At 46.6% G+C, this 13,364-nt stretch carries 16 protein-coding genes; 4 read left to right on the forward strand and 12 right to left on the reverse strand.

From position 1 onward, the window contains the following. Positions 1-122: 122 nt before the first annotated feature. Together FG11_RS07110 and FG11_RS07115 are read right to left on the reverse strand one after the other, a co-directional pair. On the reverse strand, positions 123-761 hold the full coding sequence (locus tag FG11_RS07110) for a hypothetical protein (protein ID WP_036317670.1): 639 nt from the start codon (positions 759-761) through the stop codon (positions 123-125). 43 nt (positions 762-804) lie between these two features. After that, on the reverse strand, positions 805-2,115 hold the full coding sequence (locus FG11_RS07115) for an ammonium transporter (protein WP_047533993.1): 1,311 nt from the start codon (positions 2,113-2,115) through the stop codon (positions 805-807). 164 nt (positions 2,116-2,279) lie between these two features. Here FG11_RS07115 and FG11_RS07120 point away from each other — a divergent pair, with 164 nt between their 5' ends. Then, positions 2,280-2,645: a DoxX family protein gene (locus FG11_RS07120; protein WP_026361753.1), complete on the forward strand. Its 366-nt coding sequence runs from the start codon at positions 2,280-2,282 to the stop codon at positions 2,643-2,645. 72 nt (positions 2,646-2,717) lie between these two features. On the opposite strand, the gene rlmD is transcribed toward FG11_RS07120, so the two are convergent. Continuing rightward, on the reverse strand, positions 2,718-4,118 hold the full coding sequence (gene rlmD / locus FG11_RS07125) for a 23S rRNA (uracil(1939)-C(5))-methyltransferase RlmD (protein WP_047533995.1): 1,401 nt from the start codon (positions 4,116-4,118) through the stop codon (positions 2,718-2,720). 175 nt (positions 4,119-4,293) lie between these two features. On the opposite strand from rlmD, the gene FG11_RS07130 reads away from it, so the two are divergent. After that, entirely contained in the window at positions 4,294-4,941 is a 648-nt protein-coding gene (locus FG11_RS07130) for a hypothetical protein (RefSeq protein WP_025224563.1), read from the forward strand. 32 nt (positions 4,942-4,973) lie between these two features. Here the strand turns inward: FG11_RS07130 and FG11_RS07135 are convergent, their stop codons facing one another. The 9 genes from FG11_RS07135 to FG11_RS07175 form a co-directional block, all read right to left on the reverse strand. Next, positions 4,974-5,747 carry a 3'-5' exonuclease gene (locus FG11_RS07135; RefSeq protein WP_047535913.1) on the reverse strand — a complete coding sequence of 258 codons (774 nt, stop codon included), beginning with the start codon at positions 5,745-5,747 and terminating at the stop codon, positions 4,974-4,976. An 88-nt stretch (positions 5,748-5,835) separates the two neighbouring features. Further along, entirely contained in the window at positions 5,836-6,318 is a 483-nt protein-coding gene (locus FG11_RS07140) for a hypothetical protein (RefSeq protein ID WP_047533997.1), read from the reverse strand. Positions 6,319-6,442: 124 nt separating this feature from the next. Then, a complete protein-coding gene (sugE, locus tag FG11_RS07145) occupies positions 6,443-6,766 on the reverse strand; it encodes a quaternary ammonium compound efflux SMR transporter SugE (protein WP_020182387.1) in 324 nt (107 codons plus the stop codon). A gap of 30 nt (positions 6,767-6,796) precedes the next feature. Next, positions 6,797-7,216 carry a YdbL family protein gene (locus tag FG11_RS07150; protein ID WP_020182388.1) on the reverse strand — a complete coding sequence of 140 codons (420 nt, stop codon included), beginning with the start codon at positions 7,214-7,216 and terminating at the stop codon, positions 6,797-6,799. Between the two features lie 9 nt (positions 7,217-7,225). Then, on the reverse strand, positions 7,226-7,447 hold the full coding sequence (locus FG11_RS07155; RefSeq protein ID WP_025224565.1) for a hypothetical protein: 222 nt from the start codon (positions 7,445-7,447) through the stop codon (positions 7,226-7,228). Positions 7,448-7,507: 60 nt separating this feature from the next. After that, positions 7,508-9,466, reverse strand: coding sequence for a hypothetical protein (locus tag FG11_RS07160; protein WP_052184972.1), 1,959 nt, complete (start codon positions 9,464-9,466; stop codon positions 7,508-7,510). Positions 9,467-9,468: 2 nt separating this feature from the next. Continuing rightward, entirely contained in the window at positions 9,469-10,374 is a 906-nt protein-coding gene (gene cysM / locus FG11_RS07165; protein ID WP_047533999.1) for a cysteine synthase CysM, read from the reverse strand. Further along, on the reverse strand, positions 10,371-10,634 hold the full coding sequence (locus FG11_RS07170) for a hypothetical protein (RefSeq protein ID WP_020182392.1): 264 nt from the start codon (positions 10,632-10,634) through the stop codon (positions 10,371-10,373). The genes cysM and FG11_RS07170 overlap by 4 nt, the downstream gene beginning before the upstream one ends. Beyond that, positions 10,631-11,140, reverse strand: coding sequence for a disulfide bond formation protein B (locus FG11_RS07175; protein WP_047534001.1), 510 nt, complete (start codon positions 11,138-11,140; stop codon positions 10,631-10,633). Before FG11_RS07175 ends, FG11_RS07170 begins: the two co-directional genes overlap by 4 nt. Positions 11,141-11,203: 63 nt before the next feature. On the opposite strand from FG11_RS07175, the gene xseA reads away from it, so the two are divergent. After that, on the forward strand, positions 11,204-12,418 hold the full coding sequence (gene xseA / locus FG11_RS07180; protein WP_047534003.1) for an exodeoxyribonuclease VII large subunit: 1,215 nt from the start codon (positions 11,204-11,206) through the stop codon (positions 12,416-12,418). A 91-nt stretch (positions 12,419-12,509) separates the two neighbouring features. Then, entirely contained in the window at positions 12,510-13,334 is an 825-nt protein-coding gene (locus tag FG11_RS07185) for a phytanoyl-CoA dioxygenase family protein (RefSeq protein WP_020182395.1), read from the forward strand. Positions 13,335-13,364: the final 30 nt, after the last annotated feature.

Raw genomic sequence — 13,364 nt, forward strand, 5'->3', positions numbered from 1 at the left:
CAAATGATAAGCTAAGTAAATAGGCGAAAAATTTCATCCACGCAATTTTACTTGATATTCATCTCACTCTAGTAAAGTCTATTACATCAACACCTTACAAGCGTATGTGTAAACACCATGCCTTAGAGAAACTCGTGCAGCTCGACTTCCATCTGTTTTGCGTATTCTTCTGATGCTTTGATGACATTGGCCAATAACTGATCTGCCTTCACTGGACCCATTGATTCGCAAATGGCCACATAGGAAAAGTTAATGATCTGCCGCATGGTCTCTAGGCTATAACTCAAAGGCAGTGCCGATGCACGCTTGTCTAACCAGTCTCTTAAAAAGGCTTTTCTTAATGCATCTAAATTCAGCTTATCCAACTGATTCAGTATGGCTAAACGCACACTCAGTACCTCTTTTTCGGCCAGCGCGCCCAATAAGTGACGGAACAAATGCACAAATACGGTAGTGACATCATCGCAACCGTGTACCGCTAGCGGCATGCTGGCCACTTGATGCTCGGCAATATCAAAGGGATCTGGCAGCAAGTCTCGCTCTGGCATATCTAGCGCTTTAAAAATGGAGCTCAAGATATGCGTACGCTGTGAGCGCAGATCTTTATCTTGGCAACATTCTGATAAAAACTCAGTGAATGCAAACTTGGGCTTATCGGAATATTTGACTTGCCACAAATGCATCGCCGCTAGCAGTGCGGCATCATCAAAATATGGCCGCATGCCCGTATAGATGGCTCTGCGCCTCGTTTTTAAATCCATAGCGTATACCTGTATCTCATTGTATTTACCGCTAACACTATCATTACAGTTTCTCTAGCGATTTAAGATTATCTGAAGAATAGGCCGTGGCATGACTAAACTCGGGATAGCCAATCTCGCCATGTTCAGTAATATCCAAACCGCGCTGCTCATGCATCGCACTCACGCGTAATCCTGCTGTTTTTGAAATCAACCAGTACATGCTAAATGCTGTCACAAACACCCACAAAAATGCAGCTGTGATGCCGATGACTTGCACCATGATTTGATGCGGGTTATACATGTTGCCGATTAAGAATAGACCAGCGGCCAAAGTACCCCAAGCTCCGCAAAATCCATGCACCGCCACTGCGCCCACCACGTCGTCTAAGCGCACGCGTTCTAATAGCATTACCCCTAACACAGACAACACGCCGCCAATTGCGCCGGTGAGCACAGCATAGGGAAGCGCCATACTGGCACAACCGGCAGTTATCGACACCAAGCCTGCAATACTGCCATTGACGGCGTTTGTCATCAGTGCTGGCTTGCGCATCACATAGCTAATCAGCAATGCCCCTACTGCACCCGCTGCACCTGCCATGTGCGTGTTCAATAAAATATGCCCAAGATTTGTGCCTGCCGTGAGTGTACTGCCCCCATTAAAACCAAACCAGCCAAACCACAACAAGAAGCCACCAATCGTGACATAGCCCAAATTATGGCCTGGCAAATCCCGCACCTCTCCATTGGCACCAAAGCGTCCTAAGCGCGGGCCAAGCAACATAATCGCAGCCAATGCACACCAACCACCCACAGAATGCACAACAGTGGAGCCTGCAAAATCAATGAACCCCATTTGTTTTAACCAGCCATGATCATTCCATGCCCAGCCGCCATAAATAGGGTAGATCAGCGCGGACATACCACATGTGCCAATCAAATACGCCACATAATTAGTACGCTCTGCCATGGCACCACTTACAATCGTAGCGGCCGTAGCGGCAAACATTATCTGAAAAAACAATAAGTTAAAGTCCCAATCCGGGGCTCTGGCCAAACCAAATAAATCTGTGCCAACCCAACCTGTGGGGCTGCTGCCAAACATCAGACCATACCCCACCAGCCAAAATAGTAATGAGCCTACACACAAATCCATGTAGTTTTTCATCATCACATTCACCGTATTTTTTGCGCGCGCCATACCGGATTCCAGCAACGCAAATCCGGCCTGCATCAAAAATACCATGGCCCCTGCAATCACCACCCATAGGGTATGAATCACTTTGGCATCCACGGTTTCAGCAACGCTCATCAGAGGAAACAACACACAAACCGCACTTAGCATCAGGGCTAATTTTTTAGATAATGGCATAGGCTCTTCTCAAGATGTATTCATGATTGAAATATCAATCTGCTACAGCAATAAGCGCGCCAACTATCAGCGCACTAGCCACATGGGCGGCCATATGACAAACCAAAACAGTTCACGTATGATGGCTTTGCAATTTTCTATGACAACAAGAGAGGAAGAAGCATATGAACGGAATCATCCAGTTAATAGGTAGAGTGATGTTGGCATTGATTTTTATACTCGCCGGCGTCGGCAAGATTTCAGACCCGGCAGGCACCGCCGGTTATATGCAAGCCATGGGTGTGCCAACCGTGTTGTTATGGCCGACTATCGCGCTAGAACTGCTGGGCGGCTTGGCGATTGCTGTTGGCTTTAAAACCAAATACGCAGCGTTTGCGTTAGCTGGATTCTCGGTAATCGCTGCCGTTATTTTCCACAGCAATTTCGGCGATCAAATACAAACCGTCTTGTTCTTGAAAAATATTGCCATGGCCGGTGGCTTGCTACTGCTAGCAGTGAGTGGAAAAACAGCCTACAGCATAGATAAGTAGCAATACGTTAATCTAACTGACAGTAAGCAAAAGGCGATGCACCTGCATCGCCTTTTTTACACCCCGCTTGTATTAAGCATCTTTGAGCGTAAACAGCGCAATAGACTCCACATGTGCAGTGTGGGGGAACATATTGATAACCCCTGCCGCAGCCAAGGTATAACCCTTTTCATTGACTAGCACACCTGCATCGCGCGCCAGTGTGGCCGGATTACATGACACATAGACAATACGCTTAGGTGCATTGTCAGCCGTGATTGCTTTGACCAACTCAAACGCACCATCGCGCGGTGGATCCACCAGCCATTTATCAAAACGGCCTAGCTCGGTCAAACTAGCTTCGGTCATTTTGAATAAATCAGCCACGCCAAACTTCACATATTTAATTTGATTTAACTGTGCACTCTCGTTAGCACGCTCAACCAAATTAGCCAACCCTTCCAAGCCCAATACCTGTGCACCACTACGCGCAATGGGCAAGGTAAAATTGCCAATACCACAGAAGAAATCTGCGATTTTTTCATCGGCCTGTGGTGATAACAACTGCACAGCGCGACGTATCATCACTTGGTTGATTTGCGGGTTGACCTGCGTAAATTCGTTAGGCTTAAACGGATAAGTCAGGCCAAACTCTGGCAGACTATATTGCAGCTGTGCACCAAAGCCATTGCTTGCATGCGCCTCTAATTGAGTCGCATTAGGATAAAATGGCATGATGGTGTCCGGGCCTTTGGTTTGCGTCCACATCTGCACTTGGTGCGTATCTGCAAAAACCTTTAGCAGTTGCTCATCTTCACTGGTTAAGCCAGCCATAATGCGGAAAATCAGCACGATGACGGGATGATGATTGATGGCTTCACCCACCGCCAACTCAATTTGTGGCAATTTATCGCGTAAGCTCAATTGCAATATCATCTCCTGCAAAGGCTGAATCAATGCCGACACTTCTGGCACCAGCACTTCACAGCTATTCATGTCCGACACAAAGCGCGTGGCTTTTTCATTAAAGCCCACCAGCACACGCTGTTTCTTCTCTACGTATTTGACACTCAAACGCGCTTTGTGACGATAGCCCCAAGTGGGGCCATACAATGGAGGCAACATATTGACTGGTTTTACCTTGCCAATATGTTTGAAGTCACTCTCTAACAAGCGCTGCTTGGCGGCCACTTGCGCGGCAAAATCCAGATGCTGCAATTTACAGCCGCCGCATATCCCAAAGTGCCGACATTGCGGCTTGACACGCTGGTTACTTTGCTTAAACACTTGCACCACATTGGCCACTTCAAACGTGTGTTTTACGTGGTGGGATTGATAGCTGACATGCTCTTGCGGCAAAGCGCCATCAATAAAAATAGTTTTGCCATCCACATGCGCTACACCACGTCCTTCCTGATCGAGCGATTCGATAAATGCAGTTTGGATAGGTTGGGGCGTGGCAGACTGACGGGATTGATTACGGTTTCTTCTCATAGCCGCTATTTTAGCCGATGCGCGCGCAGAATAGACACTCTCATATTGATTAAACCTGTTAAAGCTAGCATTCACGCCATTATTGAGCTTGGTTAGTGCAAACGAGCTATTGCGGCATATCCCCCAAATGGGTAATGTGCGTACTTATTCGTCATAGCTATTTTGGGGGCGCACCATGAAAACCAGAGCGCGGAAACAAACTAAAAACAACCGTTTAAAATATGCATTATTCGCCATGCTAGGATTGATATCGCTGCTAGCTTATGCTATGCAATTCAAACCAAACCAAGCGATGGAAAATGAGTCCACTGTAAAGTCGGGGCATGGTATTGGCATCCCATCTATTCAAGCAGCAGAAGCCCATACGCCATTTATTCAACGCTGGGAAAAAGCTTTTAGCCAAATAGACCCTGTGTTGCGTGAGAGTCCTTTCAAACATGCTAACTTTTTCCAAGAAGGCGAGATTGTCGCTTCTAATGACGTGTTCGATTTACCTACCGAAGAGACAGGTGCAGGTGTGGCAAAAGGGTTGGAACAATACGTCATGGATTTAGAAGACGCAATTGCGGCTGGTTTCATGCCTCATCAAGATTCGGGTAATTTTTCTGGTGGTGGTGTCGGCGGCGCAGGCGGTGGTGGCAGTGGAGGCAAAAATAAACAACCAATTTACTTGGTCAAAAAAGAAGATATCGACCCTAATAATACCCATCAGGAAGGCGGCCAAGATAACGTATCCGCTGTACCCGTACCACCGGCTATTTGGTTACTAAGCTCAGCATTGCTTGCATTAATGGGCTTGCGCCGCAAGCACGCTGTGTTGTAAAAAGTTAAGACGAGCGTGGGAGATAATATTTATTACTTCCACGCCTTTAAGAACTCTTGCCAGTGCTCACCTGAATAACCACTCAAGGTATCCCGCACCAACTGTACTTCTTTTTCATAGTCAACTGGACTCAAGTGGCCACGCATCAGCTGAAACCGTAAAAAAACCAAATAAGTATTGGCCACATCGGTCTCGCAATAATTGCGTATCGCCTCAATCTCACCTGCTTGATAAGCGCCCCACACTTTACTGCCATCCATCCCTAACTTACCGGGGAATCCACATAATTGCGCAATTTCATCCAACGGCGCATTGGCGCGGGCATTGAACATCGCAAGCACGTCCATTAAATCCAAATGGCGCATGTGGTAACGGCTGATGTAGTTATTCCATTTAAAGTCTTTATCGTCCTCACCCAAATCCCAATAACGCGGTGCCTGTATTTGGTTGATCATTGCGCGGTAATGCAAGACGGGCAAATCAAAACCGCCACCATTCCATGAGACGATTTGCGGGGTGTATTTTTCTATGCCATCAAAAAAACGCTGAATGATTTCTGCTTCTGTTGATTGTGCATCGCCCAGCGTCCACACCCTAAATTGATTGCCTTCACGCAATGCGCAAGAAATCGCACAAACACGGTGTTGATGTAGCGGTAAAAAATCACTACCGTTATGCTGCCTGCGCTGATGAAACGCAATATTGGCAATTTCTGCTGGGGTAACGCTATCAGGGAGGTTATACAAAGTGCGAAGGCCTTCCGTATCCGGAATGGTCTCAATATCAAAAATCAGAGTGGGCATAATCATGCCCGATAGCTTACACTAAAAGCACCGGCTTGGCCTATGCCAAGCCTTGCTGTCACTTACAAACCGATGACGACCACTGGATGAATTAGGCGAACTCGACTTCTCGTTCTACGGTTTCTTCCACAATCGTTTGCATCATGTCTTCTTGCATTCTATGCAAGCGAATGACTGCTTTGATTTCATCTTGCTCAAACATCAAGAGCGCATAAGCTATTTGTTGATTGGCTTCTAATGGAGTGAATTTGCCAAAGCCATACTGTTGATTACGAATGACTTGCCAGGCACCTTTGGGTTCAGCAAACTCAGGTCGTGCAAAGTGATGGGCAATTTGGCTAGAAGTCATGCTGTTCAGTGCATAACGGCTATCCTCCGCCATCACTGTCCAACAGTATTCATCGGCTACGCTGGTGTGTTGCAACTGCATCAAACACCATTCGTCTCGCGCGTAGCTCAGTTGAATCACGCCTTGAATCGTATCTTCATACTGATTCATTACATAGAACACACCTTGATCATCCAAGGTGATGGCTTTGCCATAGGCAGGTAGCACATAAAGATTACTTGGCATCACAACACTCCCTTTACTTTTGAGAAGTTAGGTTCAGTGTATGTGATTGTGTATTGATTTAAAACGTGAAATAAATGTGCATTCAGGGTTCAGTTTATAAAACTCGTCTTACCCTTGCAGTCATTTAGCTGGCTGGTGTAGCTAGCTTTAATCCAACAATACCGATAATAATCAACAGCAAACTGGCAAGCCGACCCCAATTGGCCGACTCATTGAACAAGACTATGCCCAATATTGCGGTACCCACTGCACCCACGCCCACCCATACAGCATAGGCGGTGCCCACTGGCAGCGATTTCATGGCCAAGCCAAGCAAGCCTACACTAATCACCATGGCCGTCACTGTACCTACGGTAGGCCATAGTCTTGTAAAACCATCGGTGTATTTCAGGCCAATCGCCCAAATAATTTCAAACAAGCCTGCTAATACCAATATCAACCAATTCATCTATTTAGCTTTCTTAATGCAATATATATGTTATTTTTTAACCCAAGCACCCTCTTTTTGATAGAACCAACCCGCTTGTGCTTTATCAATCCAGCGCCCGGCAAAGGTACTTTGAATCTCCCCTTGCCACTCCGGATGGCCATTGGCGGCTGCAATTTCCTTGTAGAGTCTAGCGCGGTCGCTGTTTTCATCTTTCACCAGCCCAGCCAGCCCACCACGCTGAGACAGTGGCACGGCACTGGCATCTTTCACTGCAATATAGCCATCTTGTGTCAAGCCAATGGCACCAGACCCATAATATGATTGCAATTGTGCATGGCGTGTCTGCATACTGGTTTTAATAGCAGTGATTACCGGCGTATTCGCTTCTAGATCAGGCGCCGCCTGTAGCAAGCCTACACCACCCATCAACGTCATACTCAGCAAACCTGTCAATAATAGTTTCTTCATATAAACTCCTTAGGGTGTCGTGGTGGTGGGCGCCGCTGCAGGAGGATTTTGCGCCCCCTCTTGCTCTTGTTTCAGTTGCCAGACTTCATCGATGATTTTGTCTGCCGCTTTTTCTGCCGCCGCTGCCGGGAAATATATATTGATGGTCACGCATGCCGGCAGCGCTACTACCGCTAACAACCCTGCTATTACCAGCCAAGTTTTCCCAAATTCAATTTGTCTGCGTCTCATTCTGGTTCCTTTTGATTCCACTGGATTACTCCCTACATCATCGCCTAAATGTGCGATGGCTTATTGTACGACAGCCTTGGTATTACCGTCGGTAATGCGTTGCATTCTGGCCAGCAGATCTTTCCAGCTGACATATTGCGTATAACCATTCACATTCACGGTAGGTGCACCTTTACCTTTAACGATGACAAAGCCACTTGGCGTTGACTCCACCCCGCCCATTTTGCAAATATCCTGCCTTAATTGACAGCTTAACCCAATTTTTTCGTAGTTAAACTCTTTAAAAAATCGCAAAAACGTACGTTGTAACGCAGCAGCCGTACCTTCGCCCCCTAAAGCGGTGATGTTTTCCACCGCGCGTTGCGAGACCTTTTTCAGATGCTTGCCATCCGCTGTTTGAATAATCGCATCCATGTACACCGGCTTCCAATTCTCCAATCGTAAATCTTTGACATCGCCTTCCAGCTTGCCTTCAATCGAGCCAAAATTAAAAGTACGTGTCAAATCACCCAAGTCAATATCGCGCATGGTCAGGTTGGCATAGAGTTTAGGCGCCACACCAATCGGGCGGTCTATGCGCAGATCCGACATGGCGACCATGCCGTTGAACATATTAAACCGCATTTGGCCGTCCATATTCAGTTGTTGATTAGCGTAAGTGATCAATGGGATTTGACCATCGATGTGCCCTTTCATTTCCGGCCAGCCCAACGCTTTGCTAAAGCTATTCATGCTAATGGGCTGTAGCTTCATTTGTAAGTGCCACACCATGCCATTGCCTACCCAAGCGGCAGACACATCTTCAAACTGCAACGCACCATCTAAAATGGGGAGGTTCAATTGTGGTGTCACAATCGAATAGCGGTTTACTTCTGCTGCTAGATGCGTAAGGCCCAAAGGCAGCTTGAGCAAATGTCCACGCTCATACGCCAGAAATATCTGTTTGGCTTGGTTGTAATCCCAAGGGATATGCGCATTAAGATTGGTAAAACCGAACTTTCCATTCAAGTCTTCGATATTGGCGTTCTCGATATTCAGTTCAAAGTTTTGCGGTTGCAAATCTTTTACTTCAAACTCCCAGTCTGCTTTGCCTGATACGCGCAAATTACCAAACACCGACTTCTGTGCCATCGGTTGGATAAATGTCTGATACAACCCAGCAAAATCGACATCACGCGCTTTCACTTTAATGTCGTTAAACGCTTTGGTTTGTACATTAATATCGGCGCTTGCCGAGAGTTGGCCTACGCCGTTGATTTGCAAGTTGGCCTGCTGAATATTGAGCATGGGGGCTTGATATGTCCCTTGAATATCAAACTGATTGCCGGCCTGGCCAAAATAGAATGGTTGCCAGAACAACTCGCCTTCTTTCCAGCTGAACACACCCTTCCACGACCATTTAGACTTGACTAACTGGGCTGATAATTTGACGCTACCAGTTAGCTTATCGCCTGCATGCAGCCCAGATTCATCACTAAAACTGACCTGCTTGAACTGGATATCTGCTTCCAAACCGTTAGGCTGCGGTAAAAAATCAATGGTAAACGGTACACGTGTGCGCTCGCCTACATATAAGCCATCTACACAATGCCAAGTATCTTTTTGTTTGTTGGGTGGAATCAAGCAATGCAAACTGAAGTTAGCCCACTGCTTATCTGACAGCGGCTTAATCTCTGCGTTAAAGCTTAATGTGGGCTGTAAGGTTGTCTGACGGTAATCCAGATAAATAGTAGGATTGCGCGCATCAAACTGTGGGGAAGAGATTTGTCGCGCTTTCACCAGTAAGGTCGTATTGGCTTTTAAATCCAGCAGAATATGTGCATCGTCTAGCCGAGCCGTTCCATATTGCAAGGTCTTGGCATCAACAATTGCCTGTTCATTGCCAGACAAATCCAACGTCACTTTGGCATCGGCCAGTACGGCTTCATCGTAAGTAATGCTATCTGCCGTGATGCTAACCCCGGTGAGTGCATACGCGTTTGCACACCACAACACACCAATAAGGGCTACGCGCCACATCACTACGCCGGGAACACGCCTGTCGACAGATATCTGTCACCCCTGTCGCACACAATACTCACAATCACGGCATTATTGACTTCTCTGGAAAGCTGTAATGCACTATATAACGCACCACCACTAGAGATACCAGCAAAGATACCTTCTTCTACCGCCAGTTTTCGTGTCACGTTCTCCGCCTGTTGCTGACTGACATAGCGTAACTCATCCACGCGTTTCGGGTCGTAGATGGTCGGCATGTACTCTTCAGGCCATTTACGAATCCCTGGAATCTGCGAACCTTCTTCCGGTTGCACACCAATGATTTGGATATTGGGGTTCTGCTCTTTTAAATAGCGCGAAGTCCCCATGATGGTCCCGGTGGTGCCCATGCTAGAGACAAAATGTGTAACTTGCCCTTCGGTATCACGCCAGATTTCAGGGCCAGTACCTTCGTAATGCGCTTGGGGATTATCCATATTGCCAAACTGATCCAGCACAATACCCTCACCCTCGGCCTGCAGCTTCATTGCGACATCCCGCGCCAATTCCATGCTGCCATCTTTAGGGGTCAGCACCAATTCCGCGCCGTAGGCTTTCATGCTTTGCCTGCGCTCCACGCTTTGGTTTTCCGGCATCACCAACACCATTTTATAGCCCCGCATGGCGGCTACCATGGCCAATGCAATGCCGGTGTTGCCGCTGGTTGCTTCAATCAAGGTATCACCAGGTTTAATATCCCCGCGTGCCTCTGCCCGTTTAATCATGCTATAGGCTGGGCGATCTTTGACTGAACCAGCCGGATTATTGCCTTCAAGTTTCAGCAAAATGGTATTGCTCTTGTTCGGGTTCATGCGTTGCAGAGCAACCAAAGGCGTATTGCCTACAAAATCATCTAATGTTTTAAAATTTGGTGTTTTTATATTCATTTCTTCATCACAAATCTGGCCAGTAACGTTACAACTGCAACAATAACCGGCCCAACAAACACGCCATAATATAGCGCATGGGCAATACTTGAATTACGTCCGGCATCAGCATACGCATGCCAAAACGTAAAAGGATTAAACCAACCGTAGAGTAAACAGGCCAATATAAACAGCAAAAAAGCTATCCCACCTAGTTTAAGGCTTGCCAGCCAGCCTCTTAATGCAGAAGGTTCCGCATTATGTATGTCGCGCTCACTCATGCTTTGGCACTTTTTAGCAACCAGATAGCGTAGCCGGCAAATCCTACAAAGCAAATCAAGGCTAATTGCGGCAGCGTTAACCCAAGCAACGTCCAATCAATGGCAGCGCAATCTCCGGTACCGCGAAACAGCAATTTGAATGCTTTTTGTAGCGGAAAATTTTCAAACATATAATCAAAACCCACGCCACAATCGGCAATCATGCTTTCTTTATTGGCTTGCAAATACCAGTGTCGAATCGCAACCCCTGCACCGCCTAGCGCTGTAAGCACTTGCAATAGTGCGAATATTTTTTTCAACACATGAGCAGGTGGAATAAAGGCAGCGATTAAAAACAATACCCCCAAGCTCATAAAGACGATACGCTGTGAAATACACAACGGGCAAGGCTCTAAATGATAAGTCGTCTGCACAACCAAAGCCAACATAACAATAGCAAAGCAGGCAGCAAATCCAACCAAATAACCAGATTTACCTTTTAAGCAGCGTGAGATACAGGATGTCATTGCGTGGTCTTTCTTGCATAAATACGGTTTAACAAAACGAAATTGTAATGGATAATAACGCCTATGGCAGTTTCTGACAGCACTCCGCAACAAAAAATCCTCACCGTCAGTGAATTGAATCGTCTCGCGCGCGAAATCCTCGAAATGAGTTTTCCGCTGTTTTGGGTCTCCGGTGAAGTTTCCAATTTCACACGTGCCGCTTCCGGCCACTGGTACTTTTCATTAAAGGATGCAGGCGCGCAAGTACGTTGTGTGATGTTTAAAGGCCGCAATAGCTACGTCGATTTTATGCCAAGAGAAGGCGATAAAATCGAAGCGCGCGCCACAGTAACGCTATACGAAGCCAGAGGCGACTTTCAGCTGACCGTAGAATTTATTCAAAAAGCTGGCTTGGGCACACTATTTGAAGCCTTCGAGCGCTTGAAAAAAGCATTGAGTACCGAAGGGCTTTTCGATGCCGCGAGAAAGCGGCCGATTCCGCAGTTTCCTAAAGCAATTGGTATCGTGACTTCTGCTGATGCTGCTGCACTGCGTGATGTACTGACCACATTAAAGCGCCGCAACCCCAATATTCCGGTGATTATTTACCCAACGCCGGTACAAGGCAAAGGTGCAGCAGCACGCATTGCAGAAGCGATTGATATGGCCAACCAGCGCGCTGAAGTGGATACATTGATTGTGTGCCGTGGTGGCGGTAGCTTAGAAGATCTATGGTCGTTTAACGAAGAAATCGTTGCGCGCGCCGTGTATCAAAGCCAAATTCCGGTCATTAGCGGTGTGGGGCACGAAACGGACTTTACTATTTGTGATTTTGTGGCAGATTTACGTGCAGCAACGCCCACAGCTGCAGCGGAGATGGCTTGTGTCGACATTGTCACACTGCAAAACAATTTAAAACAAATTACCAAAACCATGTATCAACGTATCGAAAGACTGATTCACACGCACACGCAGCGACTTGATTATCTGGCAAAACGCCTCATTTCACCCACACAAAAGATACAGGCATCTCAAGCCCATTTACGACAATTATCACTCCGACTTGCAGCCGGTGGTGACCGACAGCTTCGGTTTCACCAGCACCGCCTGCAATCGCTGTCTGAGCGTCTCCATCTACTTAACCCAAATCAAGTGCTCAGCCGCGGCTATGCTATTGTGAAAGATGCACATGACACAGTGGTCTCCGACGTACATCAGTTAAGCCATCAACAGTTGGTTCACATTACGTTTGCGAATGGCGGTATTCACGCAAAAATTCATGAGAAAAATAGCCCTTAATGGCTATTCGCGTACCTTTACTTCACTGGTTAATTATGTAACCATTTGTTTTCAAAAATTATTATCAACTTTTTTACTTTGATGACAGACTATGAATTATTCCAGCAATGATCTCGCACAGTTAAAGTCAGATTTTGAAGACAAAGGCTTTATCGTCCTCAAGCACTTTTTTGCTCAAGACGAAATGCCTGCGCTACTGGAATATATTTTACAGGCTGAGCCTTCTGAAGGCCAAGGTGGCTTATCCAAAGGCGCCATGCAGTTTCGTAGCAACTTATTCTACAAAAGCAAAAATATCCAAAACTTTATCACTCAGCAAAAAATGGTCGATGTATTACGCCATCTGATTGGCAACGACTTTTGGATTCGCTGGGATCAAGCTGTAGGCAAAGGTCCGGGCGCACCGGTATTTCCATGGCATCAAGATAACGGCTATAACGAGCTTTCCTGCGAGCATTTCCAGTTTTGGATTGCAGTCACCAAATCTACAGAACAAAACGGTACGATTTTGATTTCTCCGGAGAGTCACCTAAAAGGCCGCTTGCCGCATACATTTGATGGCAAACATACTTGCTACCAAGGTGAGGTTGACCAGTCGATGATGATTGAAGCTGAACCTGGCGATGTATTGTTGTTTTCATCGCTCACCTTACATAAAACATTGCCTAATGTGACTGCAGATGATGTACGCTGGGCTTATGTGCTTGAGTTCATGTCACTGAAAGACTATGACCCTGGCGTACCCAAACCTTATTTTGTGGTTTCTAAAGAAGGTAAGCCATTTGGCGAGTTTGTACACCACCATCCTGCTAAAAACATGTTCACTGAGTTGGAATATCAGCTCAGAAAACTGAAAGGTCCTGTCAGAGTGGCACTCCAAAGAGTGAAGAAAGCTTTTGCGCCAACGGCTGCCTAAGTTACTTCCTGGTTACGTTGTAAGTTACTT

The sequence above is a fragment of the Methylotenera sp. N17 genome (assembly GCF_000799155.1).
Classification (GTDB): Bacteria; Pseudomonadota; Gammaproteobacteria; order Burkholderiales; family Methylophilaceae; genus Methylophilus.

Excerpts from the sequence above, each read along its gene's own strand:
- FG11_RS07160 (WP_052184972.1), bottom strand. The coding sequence starts at position 9,466 with ATGTGGCGCGTAGCCCTTATTGGTGTGTTGTGGTGTGCAAACGCGTAT.
- rlmD (WP_047533995.1), bottom strand. The coding sequence starts at position 4,118 with ATGAGAAGAAACCGTAATCAATCCCGTCAGTCTGCCACGCCCCAACCT.
- cysM (WP_047533999.1), bottom strand. The coding sequence starts at position 10,374 with ATGAATATAAAAACACCAAATTTTAAAACATTAGATGATTTTGTAGGC.
- FG11_RS07155 (WP_025224565.1), bottom strand. The coding sequence starts at position 7,447 with ATGAGACGCAGACAAATTGAATTTGGGAAAACTTGGCTGGTAATAGCA.
- FG11_RS07120 (WP_026361753.1), top strand. The coding sequence starts at position 2,280 with ATGAACGGAATCATCCAGTTAATAGGTAGAGTGATGTTGGCATTGATT.
- FG11_RS07140 (WP_047533997.1), bottom strand. The coding sequence starts at position 6,318 with ATGCCAAGTAATCTTTATGTGCTACCTGCCTATGGCAAAGCCATCACC.
- sugE (WP_020182387.1), bottom strand. The coding sequence starts at position 6,766 with ATGAATTGGTTGATATTGGTATTAGCAGGCTTGTTTGAAATTATTTGG.
- FG11_RS07150 (WP_020182388.1), bottom strand. The coding sequence starts at position 7,216 with ATGAAGAAACTATTATTGACAGGTTTGCTGAGTATGACGTTGATGGGT.
- FG11_RS07175 (WP_047534001.1), bottom strand. The coding sequence starts at position 11,140 with ATGACATCCTGTATCTCACGCTGCTTAAAAGGTAAATCTGGTTATTTG.
- xseA (WP_047534003.1), top strand. The coding sequence starts at position 11,204 with ATGGCAGTTTCTGACAGCACTCCGCAACAAAAAATCCTCACCGTCAGT.
- FG11_RS07110 (WP_036317670.1), bottom strand. The coding sequence starts at position 761 with ATGGATTTAAAAACGAGGCGCAGAGCCATCTATACGGGCATGCGGCCA.
- FG11_RS07115 (WP_047533993.1), bottom strand. The coding sequence starts at position 2,115 with ATGCCATTATCTAAAAAATTAGCCCTGATGCTAAGTGCGGTTTGTGTG.
- FG11_RS07185 (WP_020182395.1), top strand. The coding sequence starts at position 12,510 with ATGAATTATTCCAGCAATGATCTCGCACAGTTAAAGTCAGATTTTGAA.
- FG11_RS07170 (WP_020182392.1), bottom strand. The coding sequence starts at position 10,634 with ATGAGTGAGCGCGACATACATAATGCGGAACCTTCTGCATTAAGAGGC.
- FG11_RS07130 (WP_025224563.1), top strand. The coding sequence starts at position 4,294 with ATGAAAACCAGAGCGCGGAAACAAACTAAAAACAACCGTTTAAAATAT.